This window comes from Pseudarthrobacter sp. B4EP4b (genome assembly GCF_006680095.1).
Classification (GTDB): Bacteria; Actinomycetota; Actinomycetes; order Actinomycetales; family Micrococcaceae; genus Arthrobacter.
Genome location: NZ_VHIJ01000017.1, coordinates 48,045 through 62,228 on the forward strand (window position 1 = coordinate 48,045; position 14,184 = coordinate 62,228).

The window sequence follows — 14,184 nt, forward strand, 5'->3', positions numbered from 1 at the left end:
GTCGCAAATGGAGGTGCAGTGGCAATCTTTACGGACCCTATCAGGGAACATGCTGATTTCGGGCCGGGCGATGCCGAATGGCTGCACCTCCTGGTGGGGGACTGGCAGATGGTCGCGGACCTGGCGTTCGCCGACCTGGCGCTCTGGTTCCCCCACCCTGACCACGGGTATGTGGCGCTGGCTCACGTCCGGCCTTCCACCACACATACGGTGTTCCATGGCGACTTCGTGGGCGAACCCATCCGCTCGGACCTCCAGCCGCTGGTGGACAAGGCCTGGAACAGCCGCTCCATCGAGCGCTCCAGCGAAACCAACTGGAGCAGCGAAATGGCGCTCCGGGTGGAAGCCGTTCCCATGGTCCGGAACGGGCGGACCCTGGCCGTTGTCACCACGCACATGGACCTTTCCAGTTCACGCATGCCCTCCAGGCTTGAACTGACCTACCGGCAGTGCGCCTACGACCTGCTGCGGATGGGGACCTTGGGGCTGTGGCCGGACTTCGCCTCGCCCACGGGTTCCCGCCGCGGCGCACCACGGGTTGGAGACGGGCTCATCAGGCTGGACGCCGAGGGCATGGTGCAGTACGCCAGCCCCAACGGCGTGTCCGCTTTCCGGCGTCTCGGTGACGGGGAGTCCCTGGAGGGGCGCTCCCTGGCCGAGGTCACCGCCAGCCTGCTCAAGGACCGCCGCATGGTGGACGAAACCTTGCCCCTGGTAGTAACCGGACGGATGCCGTGGCGCAGCGAGATCGAGTCCCGCGGCGTAAGCCTGTCACTGCGGGCCATCCCGCTGCGTGATGAGCAGCAGCGCTTCGGCGCGCTGGTCCTCTGCCGCGACGTGTCCGAGCTTCGGCGGCGCGAGATGGAGCTGGTGACAAAGGACGCCACCATCCGCGAAATCCACCACCGGGTCAAGAACAACCTGCAGACGGTGGCCGCGCTGTTGCGCATGCAGTCCCGCCGGATGGTGAGCGATGAGGCGAAGCAGGGGCTCGAACAGGCGATGCGCCGGGTAGCAACCATCGCACTGGTTCACGAAACCCTGTCCCAGGGCCTGACGCAGAGTGTCGACTTTGACGAGCTGATCGGGCGGCAGTTCAGGCTTTCCGCGGAAGTGGCGTCGCCGTCCCAGCAGGTCCGGACCGAGCGTTCGGGCATGTTCGGTGAACTGCCGAGTGATTTTGCCACGCCGCTGGCGCTGGTGATCAATGAACTCGTCACCAATGCTGTGGAGCATGGCCTGGAGGGGCGGACCGGGACTGTCTGGCTGCTGGCCGACCGTTCCGAAGGCGACGACGGCGAGGAACTCACCGTGACCATTGCCGACGACGGGGTGGGACTTCCTGATACTCCCCATGTTGAGGGCCTCGGTTTGCAGATCGTGCGGACGCTGGTCACCAGCGAGCTGGGCGGGAGCATCCAGTGGCTTCCCCGTGAAGGCGGCGGCACCGCCGTGCAGATCCGGCTGATCCTTCCGGCCAAGTAGCAGGAGACAGCAGAAGGCCCTGGCGGCAACCTTTGCGGGTTGCGGCCAGGGCCTTCTTGTTAAGCTTTTTCAGCCAGCCGTTGTGCCTGGAGGGATCAGGAGGCGCGGCGGGCGCGTGCTGCACGGCGCTTCAGGGCCCGGCGCTCGTCTTCGCTCATGCCGCCCCATACACCGGCATCCTGGCCCGACTCGAGAGCCCACTGCAGGCATGTGTCCACTACGGGACACCGGCGGCAGACGCTCTTGGCTTCCTCGATCTGCAGGAGTGCCGGGCCTGTGTTTCCAACGGGGAAAAACAGTTCCGGGTCCTTTTCGAGGCACGCTGCGCGGTTACGCCAATCCATGCTGATCAGTTGCTCCATTTCTGGGAAGTGCCCTTTGTGAAATTATTCACTAGTAGCTACAAAGGAAAGGGGCCCGGCAGGGCCCCGTTGGTCATCTGAATCAAGCCTGTCATGTTAACGCTGTGTAAACAAGGGGTAATAAGGCTTGAAATCCCCGGAACGCTGAGCGATACATCACAGTGGCGGTACTGGGCCTCACCACTGTCCGACTATGTCCGGTAGGGTGCCAGTGTGTCAAGACCTCCGGAAAACCCCGTAGACCCGCAGGCTCCAACAGGGGGGTCCGGGCCAGAACAGCCGAGTGGCGGGGCCCGTCCGCCTGCGGTGCTCGTGGTGGCAGTGATTGTCGCTGCCGAAGCAACCGCCCTGTTGGCCGCGGCCGCCTGGTACGGCTACCAGCTTGCAGCGGGCAGCCCCGTGCTGTCGTTCTGGGGTGCCGTCTTTACGCTGGGGCTGTTGCTGGCGTTCTCGGCCTGGCTGTACGCGGTGGCACTTTTTCTCTACCGCGGATACCGGTGGACCAGGGCTGCTGCCCTGGTGGCCCAGTTGTTTGTCCTCACCATCGGCTTCCCAACAATGAGCGCCGGCCTTCCCGTGGCTGGACTGGCGATGCTGATTCCGGCCGTCACTGCCGTTGTGCTGTTGTTCCAGAACAAGCTCATCACCTTCGCTTCCCGCACGGGCGGTTCCACGCCGGCCCTCTGACTGGCTCGACTCCTTATGTGGGTTGCATGCCGCGTTCGTGCGCTGGCGGTCGGCACTACATATGGGTCTGGTTCCAGCCGGACCAGCCGACTTGGACGTTCCGTGCCCCGTCGCGGGAGATCAGCACTCCTCTCCCGGGAACTGGGTGGGCCTCCACTTCAAACCTGGTTCCAAAGAGGTCACCATCCAGTAGTGAACGGGGTGCCAATAGCACGCCGGTTCCGGACGCGCGGGACTTCATGACCAGCGGCACACGCTGCAGGAGCAGGGGGCTGTAGTTGGCCGTCAGCACCACCGCGCAGCCCAATGCGTTCAGTTCCGACAGGTACTGCAGGGTTTCGGTGGATAAGAGATCGGCATCGTCCACCAGCGCCAAGGTCCCTGGTTGTGCACGGCCCGCTGCTGCCGTCGCCAGCGACTGCTGCCAGTACTCAGCGGCGTCGCTACCTGCCTCGCAGCAAAGCCATGGCCCGCGTGCCGGATTCATCAGAGGCAGCGCGCGCAGGAGGTTCGTTTTCCCCGATCCGGGTCCGCCCAGGACTGTGAGCACGCCTCCGTACGGCAGGCTGATGGATGCTGGCTCGAGCTCATCCCCGCCGATACCAATCACCAAGGGTTGGCCCTTGCTGCCTGCCCCGTTGTTGTTGCCTGTCGCACTATTGGCCGGCTTTGGAGACTCCGGGGTGCTGCTCAGATTGCTCGTTGCGCTGGAACTGATCTTGGTGGCCTGCACCAGCGCAGGAAGTGGTTCGATGCGGAAGGGACGTCTTGTGGGCGCCTTTCCTGGGGCCATGGCCCACTTGCTCAAGGTTTCCAGGTCCGGGTTGTACAGCTGGCTCACTGCAGGGCCGCCGCCGGCGATGGCGCCGAACGCCACGGCCCGTCCTTTATTCTCGGCTGTAGCGGGCATGCGTGGCCACGCTATCCGGCTGTCCGCATTGGATCCGGTGGGGAAATATAGCCGGTTCGCGAGCAAAGCGAACGTCCGGGAACTGACAAGTTCCCTGTCGCCCTCAAGCATCACCACAATGTCCGCCCGGCTGCCGTCCCGGGCCAGATCCTGTACGAGGTCTTCGGCCCAGGCCAGGGGTCCTGCCCGCAGGGCCGATATCCATGATCCCCATCCGGAAATAGCCAGTACCAATGGCACCTCGCTCTTCATCCCACCGTCGCTTAACCGCCGGGCCATCTCCTGTTTCAGGCGCTCCAGCACACGGACCGCCCGCCGGAGCTCGTGCGGGCCTACGTGCGCTCCAATTCGACCGGAGCCGGCAAGGCCACGGAAAGCGCCGCCTGCGCCCAGCAGGTAGCAGTGTGCTTCCACCGGATGGAGGACAATCTGGGAGACGGCGAATCCAAGGGCCTCCAGCGCACCTGAAGACGGGCCGCCGACCAGCGCCAGATGACTGTGCTCCGGGGGCTTCCACACGAGGGGAACCACCTTCTGGTCTTCCGGCAGATCCATCAGTCCGAGTTCGATTGCCCATCCTGCGTTTTTCCCGCTGCCGGGGTGGCCTGCAGACTGTCTGCTGCCAGGAACCGGCAGATTCGAAGGCAGGGGAGCGGCCACCGGAAGCCGGGGTGCCGGTCCGTTCCGGCCGTGCCACAGGTCCTGCACCATCGCCACCAACGGTTGGGCAGCTTGGGCGGGTGTCTGTTGCCCGGGCGGCTGGTCCCCGCTGCTTTCTCCGTCTGCATCACTGGTTCCATCCCGTGTGAAACAGTCCACGGCGTGTTGCACCTTGATAGCGTCTGCCCAGCCAGGCCCGGCACGGGCTGTCCCGATTGTCGCTGTCTGGAATTCCTGCGGCGCTTCAGTACCCCGCGCCATAAAAGCCCGTCCCGGCGTACCCACGCTGATACGTGCTGCATCCTTGGTGTTGATGATGTCGCAGGACTCCATATCGGATTGCACTCGAAGGGCGATGCTGGAGGTGACATTGGCCCGGATGTCCGCTGTGACGGCTCCCTGCGGCCGCTGGGTAGCCATTACCAGGTGGATCCCCAGCGACCGCCCGATCGCTGCGATCCGCATCAATTCCCGCAGCACCTCCGGCGCATCATCAACCAGCATCCTGAATTCATCGATCACAATCACCAGGTGGGGGAGTGGAAAGCTGGGGGAAGCCTCGGTGGAACGGTACGAGGCGAGATCCGGCACCTGGGCGGCAGCCAGAGCTTCCTCCCGCAACCTGATCTCAGCCCTGAGCGAGGCCATGGTCCGTTCGAGCTCGTAGGTGGACAGGTCGGTCAGCATCCCGACGCAGTGGACGAGTTCCGTTAAAGGGCCAAGCCCGGACCCGCCCTTGAAATCAACAAAGAGGAAATTCACGCGGTCTGGCGGATGGCTGAGGGCCAATGCCAGGGCGAACGTGCGGAGCAGTTCTGACTTGCCCGAGCCCGTGGTTCCCGCGACCAGCAGATGCGGGCCGTCTGAGACGAGGTCCAAGCCATGCGTTCCAGCGGCGCTGATTCCCATGGCCACAGGCAATCCATCGGCTTGCGCGCTCTGATTCCACCGGGCCGCGACCCCGGCTGGGGAAAGCGGCAGGAGATCACTGAGCGCGCAGCAGCCCGGGACAGTCTTGGATCCTTTGTCCGGCGGGGCCGGTTGCCCAGCGAGGTTCCGGCAGAAATCGGTGAACACTGACTCCGGGGCGAGATCCGGGACGAAGGCAACCCCACCTGCCGGGCCCCGAAGGATGGATGTCCGCTCAGAAATCTCCACCTCCCAAGTGGGGTCACCTCCCCCGGCAGCAGGGAGGAACTGAAGGACCTGCCAGCCAAGCCCTGCCGCCATGGCGGATGTCGCGTCGTCGTCCTGAGCACTCGAAGTTCCGAGCATGATGAGGACACCATGCTGATGGGCGGGACCAAAGCCCTCCGCCAAAATTCTGCATGCGCCATGTGAGGAAGCGGTGAGAGTGCTGCCGGGCAGGTACCGGGCGGCTAGAGGAAGACGCTCCGCGTCCGCCACGATGAGAACGCGTGTGCTGCGGGCCCTGGGGTAGCCGGAGAGTTGCATGACGAGTGAACGGACCAGGCCGTCGGCTACGGCCTTCGGTCCCCGGAAGGTGGTCCTGGCGATGTCCGGATCCAAAGCGACGGGAACAATGCCCGCGGATGGAATGCCGGCGGAAGGGTCCCCCCGCTCCACTTTCACGTTCGCCGGTTGGGAAGCCTCGCCAAGCCGCAGCCACACACCAGCCTCCTCAGCGCCATCGTCGGAGGAGGCAGTCTGTGTCTCGCCGACCTGTTCTTGGCCGCCCTGTTTTGGGCTGCCTTGCTTCTGGCGGGCGGCCAGCATCAGGCATGCAAGCGACGGACCCGCCAGGCACCGTCGTTTCCGGTCTTCGTCCACGGCAGCCGCAATAGAAGTGGCGAGGTCCCGGCGCTGGCGGCGCCCGGCGGCGAGGGGAACGAGGACGGATACTGCTGAAGCGGCCGAAAAGGCGAGGAACATCCACATTCCCGTTACTACGGCAAGTCCCACCCCGATCAGCAGCGGAAGGGCTGCCGTCAGGACGAGCACTGTCCGGTTGCTTGTCTCCGTTCGGCCGGTGACGGTGAGGGGTTCCTGGGTGGACATCCCGGCGTGGTCGAGTGCTCTTTCCGGCGGGTCCAGCAGAACCAGCGACATTGTTGTATTCCCGCAGCGGATGACCGAGTCCGTGGAAATGACTGCATTCCTGACCCTCACGTCGTCGACGTCGATGCCGTTCGCGCTGTCCAGATCGATGATCATGATGTCTGTTTCGCTGACATCGAGGCGTGCGTGTTCACGGGAGAGCTCGGGATCGGGGATCTCGATGCGGGTACCGCTCCTGCCGAGGGTGTATGAGCCGCGGCGTAACGGTACGACGATGCCGGCGCCCACGCCGCTGTGAACGGCCAGGGCGAGGTAAGCCTCATCAGCGGGCGCCCGCCGTCGTAATTTACGTGCGCCAGCAAGGGCGGCCCCCTCGACCAGAACTGCGCCATTAACTAAGGGCGGCTCGCCCACCGTGAGTGACTGAAGCGCCCTGCTGCTGACCGAGACGCCCCCTGTGCCGAACTGGCGCGTCAGTTCGCCTTGGATGGAGGCACCGGCAGTGCCTTCGGGAGCCTGGATGGTCAGTTCCAGGGGTGTGCCCGGCAGCCCGGACTCCTGGCTGCGGACGAGGGTGCAATGCAATTTCATGCCTACAGATCCTTACGGCCTTTGAATCCACGCTAGCCAGTGGACGGCCACAGCCGCCCCAGCGAGTTGCTGTATGTGGACAAACTCTGTCGGGGCTCGGTTAGGATCGCTACAGACTCGACCGCACTCGCGGTCCCGGCTATGAAGGAGGCACTGTGAGCACTGTTGCAGACAGCGCTGATGTGTCCGAGGAAGCCATCATCGGGGCCGGAACAAAAGTGTGGCATTTGGCACAGGTCCGGGAGTCCGCGCAGGTGGGGGAGAACTGTGTGATCGGCCGCGGGGCCTATATAGGTCCAGGTGCCTTGCTGGGCGACAACTGCAAGGTCCAGAACTATGCCCTGGTGTACGAGCCGGCGGTGCTGGAAGCCGGCGTATTTATTGGCCCTGCGGTGGTGCTGACCAACGATGTTTTCCCCCGTGCAGTGACTCCCGACGGCGGGCTGAAGACAGAGGACGACTGGGACAAAGTCGGCGTCACTATCCGCGAAGGTGCCGCAATCGGGGCCCGGGCAGTGTGCATCGCGCCGGTGACTATCGGTGCTTGGGCAACAGTCGCCGCTGGTGCTGTTGTCACCAAAAATGTGCCCGACTTCGCCCTTGTGGCGGGCGTACCCGCCCGGCGTGTTGGCTGGGTTGGGAAGGCGGGCCACCCGCTGCAGCACGAGGGCGGGGAATGGGTGTGCCCCCGGACCGGAGCCCGGTACGTTGAGCAGGATGGCATCCTGGCGGAGGGGTAAAACAACCCGTTTCCCTGGGGTACAGGGGTGCCGGATTCGACGTGCGCTGTAGTGCCTCGGGTAGGCTAGAGCAGCAGACAATGCGCACCATTGCGCTGCCCGCATTCAAACCAGGAGATTTTGTGACCGCTGACCTTGTCATCGTAGGGTCCGGCTTTTTTGGCCTGACAATCGCAGAACAGGCCGCTACTGAGCTCGACTTGAAGGTGGTTGTCCTCGACCGCCGCCACCACATCGGCGGTAATGCCTACAGCGAAAAGGAAGAGCAGACCGGTATTGAAATCCACCGGTACGGCGCCCACCTTTTCCACACATCCAACGAGCGGGTGTGGGAGTACGTCAACAGGTTCACCACCTTCACCAACTACGTGCACAAGGTCTACGGTGTCCACAAGGGCGAGGTCTATTCCCTGCCGATCAACCTCGCGACCATCAACCAGTTCTTCCGCGCCAACCTCACCCCTGGCCAGGCGAGGGACCTTATCCAGGAGCAGGCGGGCGAGCTTGCAGGAACTGATCCCCAGAACCTCAATGACAAGGGCATCCAGCTGATCGGCCGCCCCCTGTACGAGGCCTTCATCAAGCACTACACCGGGAAGCAGTGGCAGACGGACCCCAAGGACCTGCCCGCGGGCATCATCTCGCGGCTCCCGGTGCGCTACAACTACGACAACCGGTACTTCAATGACAAGTACGAAGGCCTGCCCACGAACGGCTACACCGCCTGGATCGAAAAGATGGCAGAGCACCCCAATATCGAAGTGCGGCTGAATACCGACTTCTTCGACGAGTCGCATGAATACAGCAAAAACAAGGTTGTGGGGAACATCCCGGTGGTCTACACGGGCCCTGTGGACCGCTACTTCGACTACGCCGAAGGCGACCTCTCCTGGCGCACCATCGATTTTGAGGAAGAGGTTCTGGACGTTGGTGACTTCCAGGGCACGTCCGTGGTGAACTACAACGACGCCGACATCCCCTACACCCGCGTGATCGAACCACGCCATTTCCACCCCGAGCGTGACTACCAGACCGAGAAGACGGTCATCATGCGCGAATTCTCCCGGTTCGCCGAGAAGGGGGACGAGCCCTACTACCCGGTGAACACCTCCGCCGACCGGGAGCGGCTGCTCAAGTACCGGGACCTTGCCGCTGCAGAGAAAGCCGTCCTGTTTGGCGGACGCCTGGGCACCTACAAGTACCTGGACATGCACATGGCCATCGGGGCTGCGCTGAGCATGTTCGACAACAAGATCCGGCCGCACTATGAAAGCGGCGCTGCGATTGAAAGTGGGGGAGTGGACGCTTGAGCGCTACAACCTTGACGCCTCCTGATAAGGGCGGCGGACTTATCGATGTCCTTCGGCGCCGGGAGCTCCTTCAGCTGATTGTTCGCAAGGAATTGAAGGTACGCTACCGAAGCTCGGTTCTCGGACTGCTTTGGAGCTATGTCAAGCCCGCAGTTCAATTCATAGTCTTTTACTTTGCTCTTGGTGTCTTCCTGGGCCTCAACAAGCAACCGAACTTTGTGATTTACATGTTTTCTGGAATTATTCTAGTTAATTTTTTCTCTGAGGCATTCGGGCAGGCGACCAGGTCAATTGTCGCCAATGGAGCGTTAGTCAAGAAGATATTCCTTCCGCGTGAGCTGTTTCCAGTCGCTTCCGTTTGGGTGGCGATAGTTCATTTTCTTCCGCAACTGCTGATCCTATTAGTCGCCTGTCTCTTCTTTGGTTGGTCTCCGACCTTGGTGCAGTTGCTTGGTGCTGTAGGAGCATTTGTGATCGTTACTGCGCTCGGGCTCGGCTTGGGTCTGCTGTTTGCCGCAGCCAATGTAATGTTTCGTGATTCGGAAAACATCGTTGATCTTATGCTGATGATGGCCACGTGGCTGTCTCCTGTCCTATATGCCTGGTACCTTGTGAGGGACAGCTTGGGCGAAACATTCTATTTCTTTTATCAGCTGAATCCTATGACGATCGCAGTCGAGCTTTTCCACGCGGCTTTTTGGTTCCCCACCGCCGCTGTGCAGAAAGCCCCTGAAAGCGCTCCTCTTCCGGAGCACCTTATTTCCTTGTGGCTCCCGGTCGGATTGCTTATTTCAGTGGTTTTCTTGATTTTGGGCCAAACTGTATTCCGCCGCCTTGAGGGCAGATTTGCGCAGGAGCTGTAGTGGGAAATGAAGCAATCGTCGTCGAGAATGTCTCCAAGCGATTCAACCTTCGTCATACCCGTTCCCTAAAGGAAACGGTTGTATGGCTCTTCAAAGGGCGTAGAGGGGATCTCTCCTCTACGTTCATGGCTCTCGACGGTGTGGACCTCACGGTGAATGCTGGAGAATCGGTTGCGCTGCTCGGTTACAACGGCTCTGGCAAGTCCACTTTGCTGAAGCTGATATCGGGTGTGATGGGTTCGGACACCGGACGGGTTAGGACCCGCGGCAAAGTTGCGGGACTCATAGAGGTCGGTGCAGGATTCCACCCTGACCTCACGGGCCGGGAGAACGTGTACCTCAACGGTGTGATCCTCGGTATGACTGAACAAGAGACTACTGATCGTTTTGATGAGATCGTTGAATTCTCCGAGATCGGCAAATTCATCGATACTGAAGTCAAATTCTATTCGTCCGGAATGTTCCTGAGGCTAGCATTTTCCGTGGCCGTCCATACCAAGCCGGATGTCTTTCTTATCGATGAGATTCTCTCTGTTGGCGACGAACCTTTCCAGAAGAAGTGCCTCGCCCGCGTGCAGGAACTGCGCGCGTCCGGGACGACGCTTGTGGTGGTGAGCCATGATCTGGACATGGTCAGCAGGGTATGCGACCGCGGCGTGGTACTGCGCCAAGGCCAGAAGGTGGCGGATGGTCCTATCGCTGACGCCGTTCGGCTGCTGCGGGAGAACTAGTGGAAGCTGTAAAGATGGATTCGGTGATACCGGAAGGGCCCATGACACGAGCACAAAAGCTTTTCGACGTTATCGACGACGGGGAGAGCGGCCTCACTGGTCACGGTGGAAGGTTGAATGAACGGGAGCTTGGGCTCCTTGCCGGCGCCTTGAACTACCACTCCCTGGTTCATCCCGGGCGTGAGTTCAAAGTCGTGGTACTTCGGGCACCCGAGGGAGAGTTTCCGAGCCTGACAGACGAAGCCTGCCATCGCTTGGAATGGAAGTCAGGCCGATCCGCCATCTGCTCCTTGTCCGTGCGAAGCACCGTCAAAGCGGAAGCCGCACGCCCGCAGGGCGTCCTACCGCTTGTCATTGACTTGGGTGGCGAAGGCTCGGAAGGCGGAACAAGCTATTACGACCGCGCAGGGCTCAAGGGGAAAGTCTTTAAGCGAGTGCGGTTCGGCGCTCCAGTGGTCTTCGACGCTTTGCGGCAGGGCCTCACAGACGTATATGAGAAACACATCGTGCCGAAGCGTCGTCACCCGCGCATTGTGGCACCTACCGAAACGTCCTCGGCAGTCGGGAGCCGAGGACCCGGGAGGCCGGCAGCAATTATTTTTGGCTTGCATTGGCTCGAGATGGGAGGTGCCGAGCGTTGGGCATTGGAATCCATAGCACTTGCCAAGGAAGCCGGCTTCACCCCGATCGTATTGACGGATAAAGATTCGTCGCATCCCTGGATCGTCCAACCGGAACTTGACGGAGCAGTCGTCCTGCCCTTGAGCTTCCCCTTGCTCCCCGGCGAAGAAGCAGAGCTGCTCCTGACCTTGCTGTCCGAGTTTGCCGTGCATGGGATCCACGTCCACCACAACAACTGGCTCTACCACCGTTTGGCTTGGTTCAAAGCAGTCGACCCTTCAATCCAGATCGCGGACACGCTGCACATTCTGGAATGGCGCACTGGCGGGTTCGTCGAAGTGTCTGTGAAACTCTCAAACACGGTTGATGTGCATCACGTGATCTCGCCACAGCTCCGGGATTACCTGACACTGCTCCGGGACGTGCCGAAGAGCCGGGTCGCCCTTGCGCCGTTATATGGACTGTCTGACGAGCTGGTATCGGACATTGCACCCCACGCCAAGGAGACCAACCGGCCTTTTACCGTCGCCTTCGTGGGGAGACTGAGCCAGCAGAAACGTCCTTACCTTTTCCTGCGCTACGCTGCGGCGCTGAAAAGAGCCGCCCCAAGCGATGTGAAGTTCATCGTTCACGGTGATGGCGCCCTCTCGGAAGAGACGCAGAAGCTTGTCAACCACTACGGCTTGGCGGGCAACGTTGAACTTCGCCGTCCACCGCAGCCAGTCACTGACACGCTTGCTGAAGCCGACCTATTGGTCGTTTCGTCGGATAACGAAGGGCTCACGCTCACTACATTTGAGGCCACGGCAATGAATGTCGCCGTCTTGTCGACAGATGTTGGATCGCAGGCGTCGCTCGTAGCCAGCCGGGCGTTGCTTCCCCGTCAACCGTTCGCCTTCATCAGTGAGGCCGTCAAGGTCACGCAAGACATAATGTCCTCCGAGGATTTGCGGATGGACATCATCGCCGAACAGCAGGAAAAGATCAAAGTATTGAAGCAGTTCCCGGACGCACGCGGGTGGACCAGAGAGCTCTACGAAGGATGGAAAGCATGACCGACAAAGTTGCGGCGGTAGTTGTAACTTACAATAGGGTCGACAAGCTTGGCCGGGTGCTGGACTCAATCCTGGCCCAGTCGCGCAGCATTGACCTGCTGATCGTAGTGGATAATGCCAGTACTGATTCCACATCCAAACTCCTGAATGTTTATCAGGACGATCCCAGGTTGGAGATTCTCCGGCTTGAGACCAACACCGGCGGAGCAGGAGGCTTCGCGGCAGGCATGGAAAGGGCCTACGAACGCGGTGCTGACTGGGTCTGGATTATGGATGATGACTGCTACACGGAGAAAACGGCGCTCGAGACCCTGTTGGCGGGCCACTCCGCTGCGGAGGACGAACTGGGACGCCCTGTTCCGTACAGCTGCTCCTTGGTCCGATACACCGACGGGTCCATTTGTGAGATGAACAATCCGGGTACTGCCTGGGACTGGGGCCGTTTGATCGCCAAAGGCCAGAACTCGGTAGTTATCACTAACTGTTCGTTTGTTTCCGTCCTAATTCCCCGGCGGTCGATCGCAAGGTACGGCCTGCCTTTGGTCGAGTACTTTATCTGGTTTGACGACATGGAATACACACTGCGAATCAGCGCAGAAGGCCCGGGAGTCCAGGTGCTGGACAGCGTCGTCGTGCATGACATGCCCGACAACCGTGGCGTCAACTTTGGTGATCTTAACGGCAGCAACGCCTGGAAATTCTATTACGGTGCCCGCAACGAGTCGTCATATCGATGGCACCACGACAACAAGCTGGACTGGCTTCGGTTTGTTGTCAGCACGTACGTCTGGATGCGGCGTGGTCGCGTGGGGCGCCGCCTTCAGCTCGGTGTCGCCAAGAAAATTCTCGAAGGCGTGAAATTCAACCCTGCTCCGAAAAAGGTCCGCAGCGTCGCCTAATTTTGTTTTCGACACGAGCAGCCGCATTGTCCTGGCCGAAAGATCTGGAGGGCGGCTGCTTGTGCTTTAACATCCTGCGAATTCAGCACAGCGGATAGAGGGAAAGCGCCTCGGCACGTTTGCGGGCGGTGAACTCCAGCGAGGAGGATGCAAAGAAATCATTTCCCGTGGGCTCCGGCAGATCGTCGTCCAGCGAAGCCCTGGAATAGGTCCAGCCGGTCCCCAAATCAAGCAGCGATTGATGCTTTATGTCGTAGTAGCCATCCTTGATTCCTACAGCCACGCCGGTTGCTCCTGCCGCGGCTGCCACGAGATGCGGGTGGAAGCGTGTGGTGTACCACTGTTGCCCATGGCGAACGGGAAGCCCGTGGTTCCATACGCTTAAAAACGGAACGAAGTTAGCGTCGGGTATCAGGTCACTCAGGGCGTCAAACATGCGCCGGTCAGATTCGGGGATCGCCTCCACGTATCCTACGGTTAACCCCTTCACGATGGCTCGTTTAATGACCAATCGAAGCTTTCGTTCAAGCTTCTCGAAGGTATCCTCTTCAGTCATGTCGCTCTGGATGCACAGCATTACATCCTTGGCCTTGGATTGCGCGACCCCTGACCGACTACGCTTAAGTTCATAGGGCAGCCCAAGGAACGCGTCATCCAGACCAAGCCCGATTCCGAGCTCTTCGGCGCTTCCCTGGTCGCGCACACTTACGCTGTAAAAGCTGTCGAATGCGTTCTTCAGCCGGACCCGGATACCGGGAAGAGGTAGCAGCCCCAGCCCCGTGCCGAACAGCCTTCCACCGTTCAGCTTGCGTGCCGCGAGGAGACCCGCGACGAGGCCAACATGATCCGGCCAAACACCGTTGATGTAGCCGCCGCCGAGCAGATGCAATGAACTTGCAGTTCCAAGTGTCTCCAGCCCCGCGTCGTACATCGGGCTGCCGCCGTCCGAGACTAGATTCTCGACATAGTCCCAGACGCCGTCCGCTGACTGGTCCGGCGCTTCACGGCATGATCTCCAGAGGGTGTCCGTTGACCTGAAACCCGAATGAATATCGCTGAAGAGGGAGCTGGCATTGCCGGGCTGAGGACTGTCCAGCCAAACAGTCGCGTGGGGCCGCACCTGGGATAGTAATCTGAGCCAGGATGCGATGATCAGCTCGTCGCCGTAGTTCGGATGTCCGCCGGAGGCAACCAGGTAGAGGCTTTCACTCATCGGTCCAGCTTAACAGCGTGTGGATAACCCTCCCCTGA

The 14,184-nt window shown here is 61.0% G+C and carries 11 protein-coding genes; 8 read left to right on the forward strand and 3 right to left on the reverse strand.

What is annotated here, in order from left to right:
- Positions 1 to 18: 18 nt before the first annotated feature.
- Positions 19 to 1,485 carry a sensor histidine kinase gene (locus FNL14_RS06315; protein WP_091415555.1) on the forward strand — a complete coding sequence of 489 codons (1,467 nt, stop codon included), beginning with the start codon at positions 19 to 21 and terminating at the stop codon, positions 1,483 to 1,485.
- A 95-nt stretch (positions 1,486 to 1,580) separates the two neighbouring features.
- Here the strand turns inward: FNL14_RS06315 and FNL14_RS06320 are convergent, their stop codons facing one another.
- Entirely contained in the window at positions 1,581 to 1,829 is a 249-nt protein-coding gene (locus FNL14_RS06320) for a WhiB family transcriptional regulator (RefSeq protein ID WP_015937605.1), read from the reverse strand.
- Between the two features lie 231 nt (positions 1,830 to 2,060).
- Between FNL14_RS06320 and FNL14_RS06325 the strand changes: the two genes are divergently transcribed.
- A complete protein-coding gene (locus tag FNL14_RS06325; RefSeq protein WP_370455803.1) occupies positions 2,061 to 2,534 on the forward strand; it encodes a hypothetical protein in 474 nt (157 codons plus the stop codon).
- A gap of 55 nt (positions 2,535 to 2,589) precedes the next feature.
- Here FNL14_RS06325 and FNL14_RS06330 read toward each other — a convergent pair whose 3' ends face one another.
- Positions 2,590 to 6,714 carry an FtsK/SpoIIIE domain-containing protein gene (locus tag FNL14_RS06330; RefSeq protein WP_142058572.1) on the reverse strand — a complete coding sequence of 1,375 codons (4,125 nt, stop codon included), beginning with the start codon at positions 6,712 to 6,714 and terminating at the stop codon, positions 2,590 to 2,592.
- 155 nt (positions 6,715 to 6,869) lie between these two features.
- Here FNL14_RS06330 and FNL14_RS06335 point away from each other — a divergent pair, with 155 nt between their 5' ends.
- The 6 genes from FNL14_RS06335 to FNL14_RS06360 all read left to right on the forward strand — a co-directional run bounded on the left by FNL14_RS06335 (position 6,870) and on the right by FNL14_RS06360 (position 12,933).
- The gene (locus FNL14_RS06335) at positions 6,870 to 7,454 is read left to right on the forward strand and encodes an acyltransferase (RefSeq protein WP_142058574.1); all 585 of its coding nucleotides are present in this window, start codon (positions 6,870 to 6,872) and stop codon (positions 7,452 to 7,454) included.
- Between the two features lie 122 nt (positions 7,455 to 7,576).
- Entirely contained in the window at positions 7,577 to 8,764 is a 1,188-nt protein-coding gene (gene glf, locus FNL14_RS06340; RefSeq protein ID WP_142058576.1) for a UDP-galactopyranose mutase, read from the forward strand.
- Entirely contained in the window at positions 8,761 to 9,627 is an 867-nt protein-coding gene (locus FNL14_RS06345; protein ID WP_142058578.1) for an ABC transporter permease, read from the forward strand. The genes glf and FNL14_RS06345 overlap by 4 nt, the downstream gene beginning before the upstream one ends.
- Entirely contained in the window at positions 9,627 to 10,358 is a 732-nt protein-coding gene (locus FNL14_RS06350; protein WP_142058580.1) for an ABC transporter ATP-binding protein, read from the forward strand. The genes FNL14_RS06345 and FNL14_RS06350 overlap by 1 nt, the downstream gene beginning before the upstream one ends.
- Before the next feature lie 41 nt (positions 10,359 to 10,399).
- Entirely contained in the window at positions 10,400 to 12,034 is a 1,635-nt protein-coding gene (locus tag FNL14_RS06355) for a glycosyltransferase (RefSeq protein ID WP_142058582.1), read from the forward strand.
- Complete coding sequence (locus tag FNL14_RS06360; RefSeq protein WP_220126154.1) at positions 12,031 to 12,933, forward strand: glycosyltransferase family 2 protein; 903 nt, start codon at positions 12,031 to 12,033, stop codon at positions 12,931 to 12,933. The genes FNL14_RS06355 and FNL14_RS06360 overlap by 4 nt, the downstream gene beginning before the upstream one ends.
- A gap of 82 nt (positions 12,934 to 13,015) precedes the next feature.
- On the opposite strand, the gene FNL14_RS06365 is transcribed toward FNL14_RS06360, so the two are convergent.
- Complete coding sequence (locus FNL14_RS06365; RefSeq protein ID WP_142058586.1) at positions 13,016 to 14,146, reverse strand: polysaccharide pyruvyl transferase family protein; 1,131 nt, start codon at positions 14,144 to 14,146, stop codon at positions 13,016 to 13,018.
- Positions 14,147 to 14,184 lie beyond the last annotated feature (38 nt).

Excerpts from the sequence above, each read along its gene's own strand:
- FNL14_RS06365 (WP_142058586.1), bottom strand. The coding sequence starts at position 14,146 with ATGAGTGAAAGCCTCTACCTGGTTGCCTCCGGCGGACATCCGAACTAC.
- FNL14_RS06320 (WP_015937605.1), bottom strand. The coding sequence starts at position 1,829 with ATGGATTGGCGTAACCGCGCAGCGTGCCTCGAAAAGGACCCGGAACTG.
- FNL14_RS06330 (WP_142058572.1), bottom strand. The coding sequence starts at position 6,714 with ATGAAATTGCATTGCACCCTCGTCCGCAGCCAGGAGTCCGGGCTGCCG.
- FNL14_RS06360 (WP_220126154.1), top strand. The coding sequence starts at position 12,031 with ATGACCGACAAAGTTGCGGCGGTAGTTGTAACTTACAATAGGGTCGAC.
- FNL14_RS06355 (WP_142058582.1), top strand. The coding sequence starts at position 10,400 with ATGACACGAGCACAAAAGCTTTTCGACGTTATCGACGACGGGGAGAGC.